This window comes from Formosa sp. A9, from assembly GCF_051200825.1.
In the GTDB taxonomy this organism is placed as follows: domain Bacteria; phylum Bacteroidota; class Bacteroidia; order Flavobacteriales; family Flavobacteriaceae; genus Formosa.
Genome location: NZ_CP195158.1, coordinates 675,954 through 695,064 on the forward strand (window position 1 = coordinate 675,954; position 19,111 = coordinate 695,064).

The 19,111-nt window shown below is 32.4% G+C and carries 20 protein-coding genes and 1 tRNA gene; 2 read left to right on the plus strand and 19 right to left on the minus strand.

From position 1 onward, the window contains the following. Positions 1-105: 105 nt before the first annotated feature. The 4 genes from ACR9EA_RS02835 to ACR9EA_RS02850 form a co-directional block, all read right to left on the minus strand. Positions 106-570: an STM3941 family protein gene (locus ACR9EA_RS02835; protein WP_435137238.1), complete on the minus strand. Its 465-nt coding sequence runs from the start codon at positions 568-570 to the stop codon at positions 106-108. A 141-nt stretch (positions 571-711) separates the two neighbouring features. Beyond that, positions 712-1,167 (minus strand): hypothetical protein, encoded by a 456-nt coding sequence (locus tag ACR9EA_RS02840; RefSeq protein WP_435137241.1) that lies wholly within the window; start codon positions 1,165-1,167, stop codon positions 712-714. A 153-nt stretch (positions 1,168-1,320) separates the two neighbouring features. Continuing rightward, positions 1,321-1,812 (minus strand): hypothetical protein, encoded by a 492-nt coding sequence (locus ACR9EA_RS02845; protein ID WP_435137244.1) that lies wholly within the window; start codon positions 1,810-1,812, stop codon positions 1,321-1,323. A gap of 1 nt (position 1,813) precedes the next feature. Continuing rightward, positions 1,814-2,986 carry an ImmA/IrrE family metallo-endopeptidase gene (locus tag ACR9EA_RS02850; RefSeq protein ID WP_435137247.1) on the minus strand — a complete coding sequence of 391 codons (1,173 nt, stop codon included), beginning with the start codon at positions 2,984-2,986 and terminating at the stop codon, positions 1,814-1,816. A gap of 788 nt (positions 2,987-3,774) precedes the next feature. Here ACR9EA_RS02850 and cas1 point away from each other — a divergent pair. Beyond that, positions 3,775-4,419, plus strand: coding sequence for a type II CRISPR-associated endonuclease Cas1 (gene cas1 / locus ACR9EA_RS02855; RefSeq protein WP_435137250.1), 645 nt, complete (start codon positions 3,775-3,777; stop codon positions 4,417-4,419). An 8-nt stretch (positions 4,420-4,427) separates the two neighbouring features. Here cas1 and istB read toward each other — a convergent pair whose 3' ends face one another. The 13 genes from istB to ACR9EA_RS02920 form a co-directional block, all read right to left on the minus strand. Then, positions 4,428-5,153 carry an IS21-like element helper ATPase IstB gene (istB, locus tag ACR9EA_RS02860; protein WP_435134525.1) on the minus strand — a complete coding sequence of 242 codons (726 nt, stop codon included), beginning with the start codon at positions 5,151-5,153 and terminating at the stop codon, positions 4,428-4,430. Positions 5,154-5,162: 9 nt separating this feature from the next. Continuing rightward, positions 5,163-6,707: an IS21 family transposase gene (gene istA / locus ACR9EA_RS02865; protein WP_435134522.1), complete on the minus strand. Its 1,545-nt coding sequence runs from the start codon at positions 6,705-6,707 to the stop codon at positions 5,163-5,165. Positions 6,708-7,053: 346 nt separating this feature from the next. Then, positions 7,054-7,929, minus strand: coding sequence for a hypothetical protein (locus tag ACR9EA_RS02870; RefSeq protein ID WP_435137253.1), 876 nt, complete (start codon positions 7,927-7,929; stop codon positions 7,054-7,056). A 174-nt stretch (positions 7,930-8,103) separates the two neighbouring features. Beyond that, a complete protein-coding gene (locus tag ACR9EA_RS02875; RefSeq protein WP_435137256.1) occupies positions 8,104-8,967 on the minus strand; it encodes a DUF6371 domain-containing protein in 864 nt (287 codons plus the stop codon). A gap of 57 nt (positions 8,968-9,024) precedes the next feature. Further along, on the minus strand, positions 9,025-9,222 hold the full coding sequence (locus tag ACR9EA_RS02880; protein WP_435137259.1) for a hypothetical protein: 198 nt from the start codon (positions 9,220-9,222) through the stop codon (positions 9,025-9,027). A gap of 1 nt (position 9,223) precedes the next feature. Next, positions 9,224-10,273 (minus strand): AAA family ATPase, encoded by a 1,050-nt coding sequence (locus tag ACR9EA_RS02885; protein ID WP_435137262.1) that lies wholly within the window; start codon positions 10,271-10,273, stop codon positions 9,224-9,226. Between the two features lie 3 nt (positions 10,274-10,276). Beyond that, positions 10,277-10,774, minus strand: coding sequence for a hypothetical protein (locus ACR9EA_RS02890; protein ID WP_435137264.1), 498 nt, complete (start codon positions 10,772-10,774; stop codon positions 10,277-10,279). A 422-nt stretch (positions 10,775-11,196) separates the two neighbouring features. Further along, positions 11,197-12,129, minus strand: coding sequence for a hypothetical protein (locus ACR9EA_RS02895; RefSeq protein WP_435137267.1), 933 nt, complete (start codon positions 12,127-12,129; stop codon positions 11,197-11,199). Further along, positions 12,130-13,506, minus strand: coding sequence for a tyrosine-type recombinase/integrase (locus ACR9EA_RS02900; RefSeq protein ID WP_435137270.1), 1,377 nt, complete (start codon positions 13,504-13,506; stop codon positions 12,130-12,132). Positions 13,507-13,559: 53 nt separating this feature from the next. Then, positions 13,560-13,632, minus strand: a tRNA-Met gene (locus tag ACR9EA_RS02905). 64 nt (positions 13,633-13,696) lie between these two features. Beyond that, a complete protein-coding gene (locus ACR9EA_RS02910) occupies positions 13,697-13,873 on the minus strand; it encodes a CPXCG motif-containing cysteine-rich protein (RefSeq protein ID WP_435137273.1) in 177 nt (58 codons plus the stop codon). Between the two features lie 30 nt (positions 13,874-13,903). Then, entirely contained in the window at positions 13,904-14,716 is an 813-nt protein-coding gene (locus ACR9EA_RS02915) for a leucine-rich repeat domain-containing protein (RefSeq protein ID WP_435137275.1), read from the minus strand. Between the two features lie 93 nt (positions 14,717-14,809). Beyond that, positions 14,810-16,720: an ATP-binding cassette domain-containing protein gene (locus ACR9EA_RS02920; protein ID WP_435137278.1), complete on the minus strand. Its 1,911-nt coding sequence runs from the start codon at positions 16,718-16,720 to the stop codon at positions 14,810-14,812. Between the two features lie 86 nt (positions 16,721-16,806). On the opposite strand from ACR9EA_RS02920, the gene ACR9EA_RS02925 reads away from it, so the two are divergent. Further along, positions 16,807-17,196 carry a DUF983 domain-containing protein gene (locus ACR9EA_RS02925; RefSeq protein ID WP_435137281.1) on the plus strand — a complete coding sequence of 130 codons (390 nt, stop codon included), beginning with the start codon at positions 16,807-16,809 and terminating at the stop codon, positions 17,194-17,196. On the opposite strand, the gene ACR9EA_RS02930 is transcribed toward ACR9EA_RS02925, so the two are convergent. Continuing rightward, positions 17,193-18,245 (minus strand): NAD(P)/FAD-dependent oxidoreductase, encoded by a 1,053-nt coding sequence (locus ACR9EA_RS02930; RefSeq protein WP_435137284.1) that lies wholly within the window; start codon positions 18,243-18,245, stop codon positions 17,193-17,195. The two genes, ACR9EA_RS02925 and ACR9EA_RS02930, sit on opposite strands and share 4 nt — an antisense overlap. Positions 18,246-18,330: 85 nt before the next feature. Next, positions 18,331-19,110, minus strand: coding sequence for a zinc ribbon domain-containing protein (locus ACR9EA_RS02935; RefSeq protein ID WP_435137287.1), 780 nt, complete (start codon positions 19,108-19,110; stop codon positions 18,331-18,333). Between the last annotated feature and the right edge of the window lies 1 nt (position 19,111).

A 19,111-nucleotide genomic window follows, 5' to 3' on the forward strand; every position in this document is an offset into this window, starting at 1 on the left:
TAAATTGGAAAGGGAAAATTTGCGATTTTTTCAGCTAAAAACTCAAACTGATGTAGTTTATTAAGATCTAAATGATTTATTTAACGTAGAAAAATATCATTTTGTTTATTCACTGTATTCATTTTTCCATTCTGTTAAAATTTCTAAAAGTTCAATTTGGGAACAGCCATACAATTGTGGAATTCCACCATCGCTACCTGAAAGCTCTTTTGCTATTTTTTTTCCTGTTGTATATTTATTGTGATTATCGACATAATCTAACAGAATTGCTTTATTAGGGCCAATATAACCTGCTTTAAATGTTTTTACATCTTTCCAAGAAGTAAAGTCATCCTTAAAGAAAGTAGTTATTGTAAAGCCATCTTCATTTAATTTCAATTGTGATGAGCCTGGTATCAGTTGGATTAGAAATACTATTAAACAAAGGGTAAAAAATGATATACCAACTATATTAAAAACTGAACTTTCCTTAACTATATAAACGCCACAAAATATAAATCCTATGCAAGCAATTGCATACAATGTTAACTTGGATTTATTTGGTCTAAAGATTTTGGTGCTTGGGTTCATTTTTTTCAATTTTTGCTAACGGCTCGTGTATGGTTTGTTGCGTTGAAAATCCGCTAGGATTTCCAGATTAAGCAACCAAGATAGGTGATTTGCGAGGAATTTCCGAGAGGAAATTCAGAAGCAATGAACTCATAAACATTGTTAGCATAAGTTTTTTTCAATTAGTAAAAATAGGCTGCTTATTGCAATGAAAGGGATAACTGCAATGATAACGCTATAGATTGCATAATGTGTTTTATGTCCGATATGATTTGATACTCCTTTATTTTTTGTCCAAATACCATCCATTAAATCTCCGTTTCTACCAACTTGAAAAGCTTCTTTTCTCAGAACGTTTATATAAAATTCAACAATTCCTTTTGAAATTAATAAAGTTAGGAAAGGGGAGAAGGTCAAAAGTGTACAGTTAAATAGACAGAAATAATTCCAGTTAACCAGTTCCATAAAGGTTCCAAGCAATCCGATACAGAATGTAATCTTTAAATGCTTTTTAAAGTATTTATATTCTTTTAAGTCTTCTGTAGTTGTGATGACCACTAAACTATAGATTTGGCAAAGAATGATGATTATATAAAAGTAAACTTCAGAAAGGGACATTCATAATTTATGCTAACGGTCTCGGCTCGTAGTAGTTGCGTGGGTTGGTACTTAACTTATCAAGTACACACCAAGCTGAAAATCCGCGAGGATTTTCAGAAGTAGGCGAGAACAAGCAATTACTTATAGCCATCTTTGTTGTACGTAGTTTTTTTAATCTTGATGTTCGTATCCAAGTTCTTCATTTTTATCCCAAAATGCCATAAACAATTCGGATGCAGAACCCTTTTTAGAAATCCAATCTGCAACTATTTGTATTGCAAATTCCAAATCTTCAATGTAAGCCATTCTTCCATCACTACCTCTGATTCCTTTCTCATCTTTTTTAGCACCACGATTAATTAATATATTTTTTTCGTCATATACTATACGCCTAACTTGTTCATTTTCTTTGCCTTTTGGTAAATTATCTTTAAGAAGTTTAGTTAGACCGTGATAGTAAAGCTGAAATTTCTCAACTGGGTCATCTATTGTTTGACCTAGTAATTTTAAAGCTTCATTCTCTACTTTTAGTTCAGAGTCTATATTGATAGTAAGTTGTTCTCCTTTAACTTCTTCTGATTTTTGAATAATCTCTAATCTTTCAATATCAGCTTGTGATAATTCTCTTTTTTTCTTTTCTATGTCTTTATTTTCTTCTTTCATATTATACTGTTAAAAGTTCTCTTATATTTTCTGCTGCAATCCTTAAAGACTCGGCATCCCAATTTGACACATTTAAATTTTTAGTTGCTAAATTGATATCAGGAAAATGCTCTTTGAAAAATCCCCAATAATTATTCCCTAGTTCTGATTGCCTCCATTGATATTGCGAATAGATAATACAAGGATGAATTTGACATTCTTTTGCAAACCTTTTTACAATTAAAGGATTGTCTATTAGTTTTTCTATATATCTCATTTTTTCGGACGATAATAGATATTCTGATGCAAATTCATTTGCTTTATCTTCTTGTAGTAGAAATAAATCAGGTTCTCCTGATAAGTGGAATTTTGTGTTTTCTATTGTATCTAAATCAAATAAAACGTGATTTAGTTCGTGAATAAGAGCAAACCAAATTGTTGCATAATTTTTATTTAGGTCTGTTATTACAATACAAGGTTTATTGTTAATATAAAAAGTTGCACCTCGAATTTGCGTTTTGGGTAAAGATGGTTGAAATACAACTGTAACTCCAATATTAAACAAAGCTTGAAAAACTGTTAATAGTCCTTTTTCAATATTTTGAGTATAAGGTTTTATTTTTGGAATTAAATCGATTAAATCTTTTCGAGAATATTCGTTAGGATTATCAATTAATTCAAAATATTTGTAAGAAGATTTAATCCAAAAGTCTTTCATTTTGTCACTGTAAGGCCTTTTTGTTCTACTGTATAAAGCATCGTTTAAATCTTTTTCGTAGTCGTAAATTGAATCAAGTTCAAAAAACTCACATATTCTTTCAGACAATTTTTCTACGCTATCATCTATATTGATAAAACCTAGACTAGCTAGTGTTTTTAAATCAAAATTTTTGTTAATGTATGTTATATCCATTGAGTTTTGTAAATCTTTAATTTCTTCTCTAGGTCTATCTTTGAAATGAAGAATTAATAAATCTTCTAAGTTTAATTCTAAAAACTCTCCTAGTTTTAAAAGATTCAAAATGTCCGTTTGTTTAGAGGATTTTTTTAATATGCCATCTAAACTTTTTCTTTGAATACCTGATAACCTTTCAAAATGAGTTTTACTAAGTCCAGTCGATTTAAGCTTATCCTTTAGTAACTTTTCAAGGTCTTTATTTGTCTTAAAACTTCTATCTAATATTTCACTAATCATCTAAATGCGGTAAATTTACCTCAAAGATAGTGAAAATAATGATATAATTATTTTTAACAAGGTAAATTTACCTCGGATGTTGTTTTTTTGGGTAAATTATGTATAACGGTTTTGTTTATGAAAAGTTGCGAATTTGACGACGAGGATTTTCCGCAGGAAAAATTTTATGCGTAGCTCTGAATACAAATATTGGGGTGCCTGTATCACAAAAAAATGAACTGTTGCAACGGTTCATTTTTAAACGATGATAGCAAATTTAGGTTTTTTACTGGTGTTTAAAGCTGAAATCAACGGAGTGAAAAGTGAAAAATAATTTTGTGACAATTTTTTATCACAAAATTATCATGGTAATTATCACATAAATATTGAAGTGAATTTTATCTTTTACTCAAATCGATGGTGACGGTTTTTATCCATTCCTCGTTTAGGAAAAAGGATTCCAAAATCTTAAAATCAAATCTATTCGAATCGACACCCAATTCTGCAAAACGGTAGCTTTCATAGTTCCAATTGCTTTTCTTTTTAAGTTCCAAACAATATCTTATCAAATTCATCACTTTGTTCTTTGGACAATTGATTGAAATAGGAGAGTAGGTTTTCATCGTTCAATATTACCTTAAGATTCTTTCCTGAATTTTCCCGCAATTGATATGTGTCGACATGGAAGCCAGTGTATTTCATCGATTAATCTTGTATCTAATTTACCTTTTATAGATAATATAACCGCTACATCTAATAAAAAACTATAATAGTCTCATTATTAATAAATTAATTTAAAAAATGGGAAGATGTTAAAAAAAACATTACTAATAGAAAATAAATCGAAAATTACTTGTAAGAACAATCAATTGCTTATATCAAGCGAAACTCGGGAAGGATCCATTCCTATTGAAGATATTGGATATTTAGTTGTTGACAATATGGAAACCTATATCAGTTTACCTGCATTGAACAAGTTAGTAGAAAACAATAGTGCTGTCATTATTTGTGCAGATAATCATATGCCTAATGGACTCTTTATGAGTCTTAACAGTCATCATATCCAACATGAAATCTTTAAATACCAAATCAATGCTAGTGAACCTCTTAGAAAAAGACTTTGGCAACAAACTATAACACATAAAATTAAAAATCAAGGGATTCATCTTTCGTATATTACAGGAAAACCAAACCATTTTGATTTTCTAGCATCCAAAGTGCTAAGTGGTGATACTTCTAATATGGAAGCTGTGGCAGCGGCAGCCTATTGGAAATCTTTTTTCGATATAGGTATTAAAAGAGAACGTTTTGGTAAATATCCCAACAATTTCCTTAACTACGGTTATGCTATATTAAGGGCAGCAACTGGATGGGGCGGACAAAGTGAGCCACCCTCGGCGGGTCAAACTGAGCATAGTAAACTAAGTGCTCAAAATCGATTCATTTGTGTTTAAATTTAGTGTTATTTTTTTAATTTTTTACGCATAGATTCTCCTTTAATATCAATACGATGAGCTGTGTGTACAAGCCTGTCTAAAATGGCATCTGCAATGGTGTGTTCTCCTATCAGTTCATGCCAGGCTTCCACAGGTAATTGCGAGGCAATAATGGTACTGTGTTTACCATGGCGGTCTTCAATAATTTCCATTAATGCATGACGGTTCATATTATCCAGAGCTCTAAGACCAAAGTCGTCTAAAATTAAAAGATCTTGTTTTTCTAGTTTACTAATCTGTTTTAAATAGGAACCATCTGCCTTAGCGGTTTTTAATAAGGTAAACAGTTTATTGGTATTATAATACACAACCTTGTAGCCTAGAGAACACGCTTGATGTCCTATAGCAGAGGCCATATAGCTTTTACCGGCACCAGTACTTCCAGTTATAAGGATATTTTGTTTATTTTTAATAAAATCACAACAAGAAAAACGTTGGATCTGGTTTTTATCGAGTGCTCTTGACGGATCATAGTCTATAGCTTCCATGACGGCACTGTACCTAAAGTAAGCCGATTTTGTTAAGCGTTCTATTTTACGGTTTTGACGATCGTCCCATTCAGATTGGGTAAGATATGCTACGAGTTCGTCGCTGGTGTAGTTAATGCTCTCGGGCGTTAAACTATTTTCAAAGGCTCTATGCATACCAAAGAGCCTTAGTTGCTTCATTTGTTCTAATGTTTTTGTATTCATAATCTAATTTTATTTATAATAGTGACTGCCTCTAATGTTATTATGGTTGGGGATATCAACGGGTTCCTCTATGGTTTCATCTAGTTTGTCCCATCCTTTTTTTAGTATGTTTTCTATCATATTATAATTATAAGAGTCATAATCCAAAGCACGTCTACAAGCATTATCTAAGCGCTGTTTTCCCACTTTTTTGGCTAAGTGAAGTATACCTAAACAGGATTTATAGGACTGTTCTGGATGTTGTTTTTTGTTCAGGATTTTAATAATCATGGTTTGGCAATGTACTCCTATGTGGCCTGCCCAATCGATAAATTTTTCACTGCTCCATTCACTAACAAAGCGATGGTGTGAGGGCATATGTTCCTTGGTGGTCGTATACCCGTATTTCTTAGGCGCCCTTGCATGAAAGGTCAACAGTTCATTTTGATGGTAGATCTCAATGACACTCTCAGAGTATATAACTTTAACACGTTTGCCAATATGTTGGTAAGGCACACTATAATAGTGTTTGTCTTTACCAAAGTATATATGGCTATTTTTATGAACGGTAGCTCTGGACTGCCTCTTAATTTCATAGCGCTTTTCTGGTAAGGGTTTCAAGGCTTGTTTTTCGATTTCTTCAAACAAAGAATATCTGGAGTACTCGCGCCCTCTAAAAGACATAGCATTATGCTTTTTAAGCTGCTCTAATATGGCCTTGTTAAGCTCTGATTTACTATGAAAGGTTTGATGGCGGAGCGGTGCAAATACACGGGTATATATGATGCGAACGGCATTCTCTACAATGGCCTTATCACGAGGTTTGTAGGCTCTTGTAGGTAATACTGCAGTGTCGTAATGTTCTGCAAAATCTGCAAAATCTGCATTAACTCTAGGTTCATAGCGACTACTTTTATTAACAGCTGCCCGAAGGTTATCGGGCACTAGAGCCTGTGGTACGCCTCCATAAAACCAAAGTGCATTTTCTACACAAGCCATAAAGTCTTCTTTCTTCTGGCTCTCACAGGCTTCTACATAAGTATATTGGCTACTGCCCAAAACACACACAAAAACCTCTAAATCCTGGATTTCTCCTGTGTGCCTGTCCACTATGGTGAGTTTCTTTCCTGTAAAATCTATAAATAATTTATCGCCGGCTTTGTGTGTAAAATGCATTACAGGCGACACTTCCTTGCTCCATTCTCGATACCAGTATCTGAACTGGGATAGTTTATAGCCATTAGGATGCTTGGCATAATATTCCTGCCATAAAAGTTCTTTGGTAACGCCCGTTTTGCGAAGCTCCTTATCAAAATAAGGAAAGTACTTTTCTAATATAACAAGCTGTTCGGGTTTGGTTTTTTGGTCCGATTTAAAAAGTCTGTCCAACTCTTCTAAGGTCATGGCTGACACTTCATAGCCTGTTAACCCATATCGTTTGAAGAAATCGATGTACTTATCGATGGTATTACGTGAAATGTCAAGTTGGAGGCTTATTTTTCGCTTGCTGACACCCTCACTGTAAAGCTTAAATATCTGTTTTATTTTACGCATATCTATTTGTTTATTGGCCATGATCTTTTTAGGTAAAAGATCGAAAATGCCGTACAAATAGAATCGATTTTTTTAGTGGCTCAGTTTCATCCGCTGTGGGTGGCTCAATTTCATCCGCCGCACTATGCTCACTTTAATCCGCTGCAGGTGGCTCACTATGGCCGTTTTTTGCAGCTATTTCAGTAATAAAAGGTTTTATCATTTTTTTTGATTCCTATATACATGAATTCTCAACCTAGAAAAGTTCTCTTAAAGGATAAAAAGAAAAATAGCACAACGATTTTAAAAGCTGTGTATCAGTAAATTAGTTAGGTGTTATGATATGTTGTGTTTGTTATAGCAGTTTCAGAAAAGTATAGGAAGTTATCTAATTTAAACATTTATACTTTAATTCTTCATAAGCATCTGTATACCCTAACTCACCTGATTTTTGAAGGTCATTACATGCTTTTTCGGTTTCATTTAATTCAAAGTAAACAATGGATCTTAAATAGTAAGTTAATCCTTGATTTTCATTTTTAAACTCTATTGATCTAGTAAGACACGTTAATGCTTCCTGATAATTTTTATAATCTAGAATAAAAAATAAGCCTTTAAATCTTAAAAGATTAGATCGTTCGGAGTCAGTAAGTGAATTACTGTTTAGTGCAAGAATCAAATCATTAAATCCACCTTCTTTGTCTCCCAAATATCTTTTTACGATTCCCCTTAAACCAATGAAGAATGAGTGTTTCGGAAATATGTTTAGAGCTTGATTGATTGTTAAAAGTGCTTCTTCTTGATTACCAATATTATGTAAAGATCTATATTTAAAGTCGTAGGCTCTTAGATATTTGATGTTTTTATTTAAAGTCTGATTAAAATATTTAATGGCAGTTTCATAATTTTTTGAAGCCTCCAACTTTTGATTATTGTTCGCGTTAATTTTAGCTAGTTCATAATAATTTTTTCCTAAAAAAAATAAAGTTGTGTCTAATTCAATATTATTGCTTAGACACTTTTCGAAAAGATTTATAGATTCTTTATACTGTTTGTTTTTATATTTAATCTTGGCATTTAAAAAATGAAAGCGTATGTCTGAACTGTCCAGTTTTATTGCTTTATTTATAATTAATGAGGCATCTGCAAAATTCTCCTTGTTATAAAGTTCGTTAGCCTCGTTAAAATAATTATTAGCTTCTCTATTTTTACATGAGTATAATATTATTAAAAGTAATAATAAAACTAATTTAAAAGGATGCATAAAATATTTTGTGACTTTTTTATGTGATAAAAAATAAATGCAAATTAAATGATTTACATTAAAATTTTTATTTATAAATTGGAATTTAATGAAAAATGATTATAATTAATTATAAGAGAACGTTTTATTATTAGTCAAAATTTAATCCCATAGTTCTTAGAAAATTTTCGAGCCTTAAAATAGCAAATCTACCAAGTCGTCACCTTCTTCAATAGCTTTTTCTTCAAGAAACGTACTGCAAGAAATGTTGAATCCCATGTTTTTTAAGGTTAAAGTTTTAGTATTCCACGCTTCAAATTCGCTTTTGTCAGGATATAAAATAATATTATACTCTTTCAAGGGTTTAAGGAGTAAAGCTTTTAAATTGGCTTTAGATCCTGTTGCTAACCAAAGATAATCTGGAAATATAATACTCATAATAACAGCAGTTTTTTCCGATTCAACAATACATACGGTGCTGCCTTTTTTATAGTCGCATAAATTATGTAATCCAAAAAGGCATTGTTGTAGTACGAAATCTTTAATGCATAATACTTTATGTAACCATGTGATATGTGGGAATGGTTCTTTTATTCTTTTACCCGTATTCTTGTCATACAACATGATTTTACCCGCACAAACATTCAACTGCTCATCAATCTGTAAGAATACAGTAGCACCTTGCCATTTGTTAGATGTACCTATAAAGTACTTTTTAAGAGCATTTCTAACTTGGGTAGGTGTGAAATATTTTAATAAATAAAGCACAAAATGATTTTGCATGAAATCTTTTGTGAAATATTGTATGACGGCTTTATGATGACAAGAAGGCTCGACTTGCGGGACAGGTAGTGGTCGCTTTATTACAAAAGGGGTGGTGGTAGTGGTGTGTTGTGGTCGTTTGTGATACGCACATTTACTTTCACGATCACATCTACCTAAAGTAATTTCTAAATAGTTGTTCGTTTCTACTACTACATAGCGTACAAAGGTTTTTTTATTACAACTAGGACAGTTAAATTTTCTGCTAGATTTGTCTAAGGTATATTTATAATTCATATTTTGAATTCGTACCAATCGTACTCCTATATAGGTACGATTGGTACGAATTAGGTTTTATGGGATTCTTATGGTGTTGAAATGATTATTAATTAGGTATTCTATACCATCCTCTATAGTAAAGTCAGGTAATGGTTTGCGTTTTCTTTTTTGTGGTAGGTTGCATTTAATGTTGCCTTTAAGTAGTTCAAACAGCTTAATAAACTCATTTTCAGGAAGAGCTTTTGCTATTTTATAGACATCATTAGCTTCCATGTTAAATACCTAAAACCTTTCTTCTTTTTCTTATAGCACCCTCTGATAATCCAAGTTGTTCTGCAATCTTGACGTTACTTTCTCCTTGTTCGATTAAATTTTTCATTAAATCGTCTCTATCGGAAATGTCGTTATAAGATGATTGTTTTAAATGATCTTTTTCTATTCCAAAATCTTCAAATTCAAAACGTAAAAAGTTAATTTGTTTTTGTAGTTTACAAATTATCACATTGTTGGTGTGGTATAAATGTTCTGTATTACGCTGCTTAATTTGGATTAGATATCTTAATGATGGTTCCATTGAGCTTGCGCCTATAGCAAAAGAACTATCGCAAAAATTCATAAGCATTTTACTGCCTGCTAAATCATTTTTACTAATAGGTTTAGATTCATCCCGTTTCGGTGTGTGTGCCAGTACTAAGATTGAAATGTTACTTTTTTTTGTGAGTTGCTTTAGAAGTTTCATTAATTCTAATGCATCTTTAGCACGTTCATTATCACTTTTTAAGTAGGTTAAATTGTCTATAATAACAACTTCTGCTTTTTTTTGTGTAATAATGGTTTCAAGCGATTTACATAAATAATCTTCTATACTGTTAAAATCCTTAGGGATACTAAAATCTGTATTTATTTCAGCCCGTAAAAAGTTAGAATGAAATACATAGTGATTTTTATAGTTTTCGGAACATCGGTTCTCAAATTGTTTATCCGATAATTCAAAATCCAAGTATAATACTTTTTTGGGTGGACACTCTAATTTAAAACCATGAATACTTTTACCACGACTTAAACTATCTGCAATTTGAACAGCAAGTATGGATTTTCCGATATTGGTGTCTGCAAATAAAATGCTTAACTCATTTTCATACCAAAATTCGCTGAACAGCATGTTTGGTATGGGGCGGTCTCTAGCTTCTTCAACCCAATGGTTTGCGGGTTTAACAATAAGGCATCCACTTTTATTTAAATCATCAGAAAGTTGTCTTTGGTGCTTTTTTATATCCCCTAAAATTTCACTTCTAGGGGATTTGTTGTTTTCTAATTGCTCCATTAATTAGTGTTTAATTGCTAATATTTCCTTAGCTAGTTTCTGATAGTCAAAAGAGAACTCGTTTCCTTGAACCTGAAATTTCAATTGATTTACATTGTCGTTAGGTTCTTCTAAATAATTTGTTACGTTATCCAGAATTTTTAGAAATTCATCTTTTAATGATTCCGTTAAATTACTTTCTTCCATTACGCTCTCTAATCTGTCACGAATTACCCACATAAATTCAATGCTATCATTATTGTTAGGGTTTAAGTGTTTGTAAAATAGCCATGTAATTAAGAATGTAAAACCGAAAGTTTCTTCAAAGGGTTTTACATAAACAGCTCTTACGCCTCTTAAAGGCTCCGAATTATTTATACTAGGATCTGTTCTAACTTTGTATATGTGTTCTACTAATACATTTCTTAGATACACAGATAAGGTTTCTTGTTGATCTTCTGCATAGCGTTCTAAACTAAGTTTGCTACTGTGGTCAATTCTAATGTTGATTTTTGTGTTCATAATTTTTAGTTTTTAAGATTTAATGAATAAAGAGGGGTAGTTAAATTCAATGTTGCCAAACATCTTATGTGTACATTATTGAATGTTGTTTTTGTGGTGCGGTGTATTCCGCTTGTAATACATGTTGTCATTTAAATATTGTTTAAAATTGTATTACGCAATTAACACCGTGTTTAGAATTTAAAAAAGGACACAGTTTGGTGCATTTAGGTGCAAAATGGTGTTTTTTAGGTGCAAAAAGTTGAGTTTTGGTGCAACGCTATTTTTTTGACGCTAAATTTTAAAAATGGGGAGTACAAAATGTGGTTTTTGTGTGACGGAAGTGCTGTGGTTTTTGACCTTTATTTTATAAAAAAAAGGCTGGACTTTGATAAGCCCAACCTTTTTAAAGTGGTGTAATTTAGAATCTAGGTTATTCCAAATTAGTTGTTTTTAGGGAACGAATTCCAACTTTCTCTAAATTTAGAAACCCTTTTTTTGTGGTTCTCATTCAATACATCTCTTTTGTTTATTCTTTTTAAGTTAAGAGAATAATGAGTATTAAGAGTGTTTCTAATTATTTTTTCAGATACAGGAAGAACATTTAGTTCTTTATTTAAAAAGTCAATTAACGCAGCGATTTGAGAAGGTATCTTGTCATTGATAGTTTTAATTGACATGTCGATAAATTTTATAACATCATGATTAACCTTTGATTCAAAGTCTTCATATATTAAATCAACTGTAAGATTTCTATTAAAATGCTTGTCCTTCTCAAAATTAAAAGACTTATTTAAATCTACTAGAAACAATAACTGTTCTTGAAAATGTAGATACTTTTTGACTTTCTTATTTTTAATATTCCTAGTAAAATATGAGCTTTCACCTGTCAGAAAACGAAGGAGTAACTCTCTTTCTTCTTGAAAATTAAAAGGTAGTAAATCTTGCCTAGCTTTTAGACTGTCAAATATGTTATCGGATATCCAAATATTGAATTCATTTGTTATATTTTTTAATGTATTTTTGAAATAATTGCATGCATACTGTCTTTTGTCTTGTTCAGATTTAGCCAAAGCTTCAATTTTGAAATTCTGTTCAAAATTTAATATTAGGCTTTGTGTTACTTGTTTATAATGATCCTTTAAGAAATCAACAAACTCGTATAGCACTGAATCTGTAGCGTGAAGTTTCTGTATTGAATTTTTTAGTGAGCCGTTAGACTTAATTAATTCTGGGTCGCTAAAATCAATCTGGTTTAGGTTTTGTGTAATAACATAGTGAAAAAGAGAGTTTTTAACCAAAAAATTATCTTGTTTAGCGGTATCCCAGTCAAGAAACGTGGGGTCTTTAATAATCCCGAAATAATTTGAATTCATTTATTGTAATAGTTTAGAGTAATCATCTGGGAGTGCTGCATCAATATCTCTCAAATATTGTTCAAGAGCATTCATGGTTGCATGTCCTGTTATTAACTGTAGTCGGCTTTTAACTTCAAAAGGGGTTGCTGTTTTTGCCATCTCACGGTATACTTTAGTAATAAAAGTGTGCCTAAAGCTGTATAAACCATAATTGCTATCAAGACCAAAGTGATCTTTAACCTTTTTGAATTTTTTGGTATACAAGTCTCTCTTATTTGATTCCTTTGTATCCCAACTGCCACCTATCTGCGATTCGGTAAATAAAAAATCATCTTTAGAACAATGCGATAAATCGGGAAGTTGATTAATTAATATATCAGGTATAATCTTAATTTTTACAGGTTGATTCTTTGCTCTGATATATATCTTCTTGTCTTTTAGGTCTATATCTCCAATTTTTACTCTACAAACTTCAATCGGTCTTAAAAAATTATAGGATATAAATTGAACAAATAAGAAAAGTACAGGATCATTTTTTTTAAGATATTCAAATATGTCCTTCTGTTCGTGAGGTTTGTATGTCTTATTGCGCTCAGGTACTGCTTTAAGAACGTTTATTTTTTGAATGAAGTTAGACGGTATGATATCGTTATCTTCCAAAAGCTGAAATAAAGAAGCTAAGTCTGTTCTTGTATTATTTCTATTTCTAGGACTAGAACTCTGTAAGACGTCATTTAAATGTTGTATTACGATTTTCTTTGTAATACAAGAGATGTCATTTTTAGAAGTAATGTCTTTTGTTAAAAGCCATTTTCTGAATCTATTTATGCGGCTCTTATATTTGGTGAAAGAGTCACTGGACATCATCCTTTCTTTTAATTCCAAAGCTAGCTTGAAAGCTTCTTCAATAGTTATAGTGTTTTGCTCATTGTCTTCTTCTATGTGAATTGGGGTAGAAGACTGTGTTGTTGCTTGAACTGTTGAAACTTTAGGTGTTGGATCTGAAATTTCCCCCTTCCTTTTAGATCTTTTAAGTAAGTATTCTTTTAGGCTAGTATTATCTGTATAAGGATTAAACCCTTCTTCTAAAATAATTAATAAACTTGTTTGTATTACCTTTAAAATATGCAAACGGGATTTACGGTCTTTGTATAAGTTTGCGCCTCCCTTAATATAAGGTTGTCTTTGAAGTTTACCAGTTTTGGGATTTCTGAAAGCGTAATAAACATACCAGTTCTTTTTTAATGCAGAATCCTTTTCTTTTTTAGTGAGTTTTGACCAGTGGTTAATGTCAACTCCACCCGTGTAGATTTTAGGTTCTGAATAATCGATTTTCATAGGCAAATCGTATACGTTATCGTATACTGTTCGCAAAAGTAAAAAAATAGAAGACATAAAAAACGGATTGTGAGTACACAATCCGTTGATTTTACTAGCGTGAGCCTTTGTAGCGGGAACTGGACTCGAACCAGTGACCTTCGGGTTATGAGCCCGACGAGCTACCTACTGCTCTATCCCGCGATATCTGTTGCAAATATACAACGCTTTTTAGATAATACAAGCATAAAATAGAATTAATTCTTAGTTAAATTCTATCCGTTTGAAAATCTGAAAGTTCGCCATTAAAAAAAATGACTTTCAACTCTATTGGGTTGCAGCATACCTCGCAATCTTCAATATAAATTTGTTTGGTTTGACTAGAATCCAATAGCATAGAGATGCTTTCTAAACAATAAGGGCATGTAAAAAAATGTTCTAACATGCCCTTAATTTATAAAAAATATATAGTATTTTAATTGTTATCTGTAATAACCGTGCCTGTTTCCAAATCCAGATAATGTCTTGGCATTTTATTGGTGAAGTTTTTGTATTCTTTGGTGAACTTATTGTCTTTAAGCATTAACACTTTAAGTTTAGAAAGTTTCTCTAAAGAATTTGGTAGGTAGCCTGTAAATTTATTGTTACTAATTACTAATTCTTCCAATTTAGAAAGTTCAGCAATTTCTACAGGTAGTTCGCCTTCAAAATTATTATCTTCTAGGCTTAAATGCTCTAAGTTTTCTAATTGGCATAAATGATCTGGAAATTGTCCAGAAAAGTTGTTTCTTCCTAATTGTAGGATTTCCAATTTGCTTAAGTTTTTAAAAGTAGAAGGGATGTTGCCTGTAAAGCGGTTGTGGTACAGGCTTAAAAATTCTAATTGCTCTAAATTGCCAATTTCTACAGGTAAAAAACCAACAAATTGGTTCATGAATAATTCTAAAGTAACAAGGTCTCTTAATTCGCCAATAGATCTAGGAATATGCCCGCCTAATTTGTTTGCGGCTAGGTTTAAGGATTTTAAATACATCAAATCGCTTATGCTAGAAGTTAACTCGCCTTTAAGGTTATTACTAGGTAAATTTAAGGCCACGACATGATCGTCTTGTATGGTAACACCAAACCAAGTTTCTACAGGCGCATTTAAATTCCAAGGGTTGTGCCAGTGTTCACCATCGGTAGCATAATATAAATTAACTAAAGCTTTCTTTTCTTCGAAAGGGATGCTTGCAAAAGCATATAGGGTCGAAAATAATAAGAGGGTTGTTAGTTTAAGTGTTTTCATAATAGAATTAGATTTGAGGATAACGTACTTCAATATTAGTGAAATATTAGGTGAAACTCAAATTTATTCGATGAAAAGCACTTTGTTTAAGAATTAACCTTCCAATTCTTCAATGTCTAGTTGCACATTTTCCCAATCGCCCATTAAGGTTGATAAGGTATTCTTCTTCGTATTATAGTGTTCAAAAAAATCGGGTTTTGCAGCAAGCTCGTCGTAATTTTGCTCTAAATCGCTATCTAATTGTTTAATTTCTTTTTCGAGTTGGTTAATTTGCGATTCTATTTTGCTTAATTTATTGTTTAATGATTTTAACCGTTTTTGGTCTTCGTAAGAGGTTGTTTTCTTTTCCTTAGTTTCTGTTTTAACAACATCGCGTTTTTCTACCTCTCTTAAATTTTCAACATTACGTTGTTCTAAGTAAAAATCGATATCTCCTAAATATTCTTTTATTTTATGATCTTTAAACTCGATAACTTTATCGGTTAAATTTTGAAGGAAATCACGGTCGTGAGACACTAATAGTAAGGTGCCTTCAAATCGTTTTAATGCTTCTTTGAGTACGTTTTTAGATTTTATGTCTAAATGGTTAGTAGGCTCATCCATAACCAAAACATTAAAAGGTTGAAGCATCAATTTTGCCAGAGCTAGTCGGTTTCTTTCTCCTCCAGAAAGTACTCTTACGTATTTATCGACTTCTTCGCCTCGAAATAAAAACGATCCTAAAATATCACGAACTTTACTGCGGTTGGTTTCGTTTGCGGCATCTATCATCGTGTCTAAAACCGTTTTGTTGCCATCTAGATATTCGGCTTGGTTTTGAGCAAAATAGCCAATTTGCACATTGTGCCCTAGTTTTAAATGGCCTTGATGTTTAATTTCGCCAACAATAATTTTTGCTAGGGTAGATTTTCCTTGTCCGTTTTGGCCAACAAAAGCCGTTTTACTATCTCTTTCTATATGTAGACTTATGTCTTGAAGTACCTTTTTATCGGCATACGATTTTACAATATTTTCGGCTTCTACGACTACTTTTCCTGGAGTTACAGACACGGGGAAGTTTAGTGTCATTACACTATTGTCGTCTTCATCGACTTCAATGCGATCTATTTTATCCAGCTTTTTTATAAGCGATTGCGCCATAGTGGCTTTTGAAGCTTTGGCTCTAAATTTTTCAATTAGCTTTTCGGTTTGCTCTATTTGTTTTTGCTGATTTTTTTGAGATGCCAATTGTTGTTCTCTAATTTCTTGTCGTAGAATTAAAAATTTAGAGTAGGGTTTAGGATAGTCGTAAATACGCCCTAAAGATATTTCTATAGTTCTGTTGGTAACATTGTCTAAAAACATTTTATCGTGCGATACAATGGCTACGGCGCCTGAGTAATTTTTAAGAAACCCTTCCAACCAAATTATAGACTCAATATCTAGGTGGTTTGTGGGCTCATCCAGTAACAAAATGTCGTTGTCTTGAAGCAAGAGTTTAGCTAGTTCGATACGCATACGCCAACCGCCAGAAAAGGTGTCGGTTAATTTTTCAAAATCGTCACGTTTAAAACCTAGACCTTGCAAAATACGCTCTGTATTACCTTGGTAATTATATCCTCCAATAATTTCGTATTGATGTTGAACATCGTTTAGATCTACCATAAGCTGATGGTAAGATTCGCTTTCGTAATCGGTACGCTCTGCTAGTTGTTCATTAATATGTTCCATTTGGGCTTCTAAGGCTTTAATGTCTGTAAAAGCCTGATAGGCTTCTTCCAGAACGGTACGGCCTAGTACAAAATCGATATCCTGTCTTAGAAAACCTATTTTTAAATCTTTATCTGCTGAAATCTGACCAGAATCTGGTTGAAGATCTTTAGATAGTATTTTGAGCATGGTAGATTTTCCTGCACCATTTTTACCAATTAAGCCTACTCGGTCGCCTTGGCCAAGCTTAAAGGTAATGTCTTCGAATAAAAATTCGCCTTGAAACGAAATGGATAAGTTATGTATGTTAAGCATAGTTTTGTTACGAATGTTACCAAACTTTAGCTTTTTAAATCTTAAGTTTGTATTTTAAAATAAGCAGCAAAAATACATTAAATAAAATGTTTAAAAAAGGATCGAAACTATATAGTATTTTTACAGGCGCTTGCCCAAAATGCCATCAAGAATCTATGTACATAAATAAAAACCCATATGTGCTTTCCGATACGTTAAAGATACACGAAACCTGTTCGCATTGCCATACAAAATACAGAATAGAACCGTCTTTTTTTTACGGTGCTATGTATGTAAGTTATGCTGTTGGTGTTGCTTTTGCTGTAGCTGCTTTTATTATTAGTTTTTTCTTTTTTGGAGCAGGTTTAATGACCTGTTTTATAGCTATTGTAGGTACTTTAATTGTGTTTATGCCTATAATTATGCGTTGGTCTAGAAATATTTGGATCAACTTTTTTATGTCTTATAATCCAGAATTAGCGAAAAAAAAGCATTAATTTTCTGTTTTAAACCTGTGGCAATCTATTTCTGGATCTAATGCGGTGTTGCTCGTAATGTGTTTATAAAGTTGTTGAGCAACGTAAGGTGCAATCACGACTCCTCTTGTTCCTAATCCGTTTAAAACAAACATGTTTTTTTGTGCGCTATGTTCGCCTACTAAAGGTCTGCGGTCTTTTACTGTGGGACGGATGCCTGCAACTTGATCGATAACTTTAAACTCGCAGTTAATAAAAGTTTTTAATTTCGAAACGAGTTCTTCTTTGCCTTTTTCGGTGGGATTATTGGTTTTGTCTGTCCATTCGTAAGTCGCGCCAACGCGATATAAATGATTGCCCAACGGAATTAAAAATGCACTAGATTTTAATATAAAATCGATATTTAATTCGGGGGCTTCAATAGTAATAAGTTCACCTTTTGTACCATTCAAAGGTAAGTTGTTGAAATATGGGTTGTGTTTTAATCCAAAACCTTCAGCAAAGACAATGTGTTTGGCTGAAATGTTTTTGTAGACAAAGCCGTTTTCTGTACAGTTTAACTGTTCGTAGTCGAACTTAGAGTTTACAAATTCATCGTTTGTCAATAAATAGTTTTTATAGCTGTCAATTAAGGCTTGTGTGTCTATTCTGCCAGTTTGTAAAACTTCTCCAAAGCCATAATCTGCTTTAATGGCTGGATTGGTGTTTTTTACGATTTTTGTAGAAATGAAATTACCAACATTAGGTTTGTCGGCTGCTGCAAACCAATTGTTTTGCTCTTCGGTAGATGTAAAGCGTCTTAAAACCGGTGTTTTATAATCGAGTTGCACCTTTAGTTTTTGTTCTAACTTTTTATAAAAAGGTAAGGCTAAATCTAGTTGCTCTTTACTTTTCCAAACCGATGTAAAGCGTTTTAAAACTACCGGATTGTATAAGCCTCCAGCTACGGTTGAGGATTGTTGCGAGTTGTCATCGAACACGATAACCGATTGTTGGTTAAATTTTAACTGTTCTATAAAGGCGATACTGGCTAAACCACAACCTACTACTATAAAATCGACTGAATTCATACTGCGAAGATATAATTTGGATATTAAAAAACGATATAAAAAAAGCCATCTAAGAAGATGGCTTTAACGGTATATTTTTAGGAGCTTAAAACTTAGCAAAAAGTTTTTCCATTTTTTCTTTTTGTTCGTTAGCTAAAGCTTCGTCTACTAAAATTCTTCCACTGTGCTCATCGGTAATAATTTTTTTACGAGAAGCAATTTCCATCTGAATTTGTGGTGGAATAGTGAAAAACGAACCTCCAGAAGCACCTCTTTCAATTGGCACAACCGCTAATCCGTTTTTAACGTTACTGCGTATTCTTGTGTAAGCCGTAACTAAGCGTTCTTCGATAAGGCTCTTGTACTCTTCAGACTTTTTAATTAAAGCCAATTCTTCTTTTTCAGTTTCGGCTAAGATAGCGTCTAATTCGCCTTTTTTGTGTTTAAGGTGGGTTTGACGCTCTTTAGAACGCTCTTTAGTTTGAGCGATAACTTCTTTCTTTTGCTCGATTTGAACTTTGAATTCTTTAATGTGCTTTTCAGCCAATTGAATTTCTAAATCCTGAAATTCTATTTCTTTGGTAAGTGAATTGTATTCTCTGTTATTTCTAACATTTTTTTGTTGTTCGCTGTATTTTTTAATTAAAGATTTAGCTTCTTCAATTAAATTCTTTTTAGCTTTTATTTCTTCGTCTAAAGTGTCTAAACTAGCGTCTAGTTTCTCAAGTCTTGTTTGTAGTCCAGCAACTTCATCTTCTAAATCACGAACCTCTAAAGGTAGTTCTCCGCGAACGTTTCTAATTTCATCGATTCTAGAATCAATAAGTTGTAGATCGTATAAAGCTCTTAAACGTTCTTCTACAGTTACTTCTTTACTTTTTGCCATA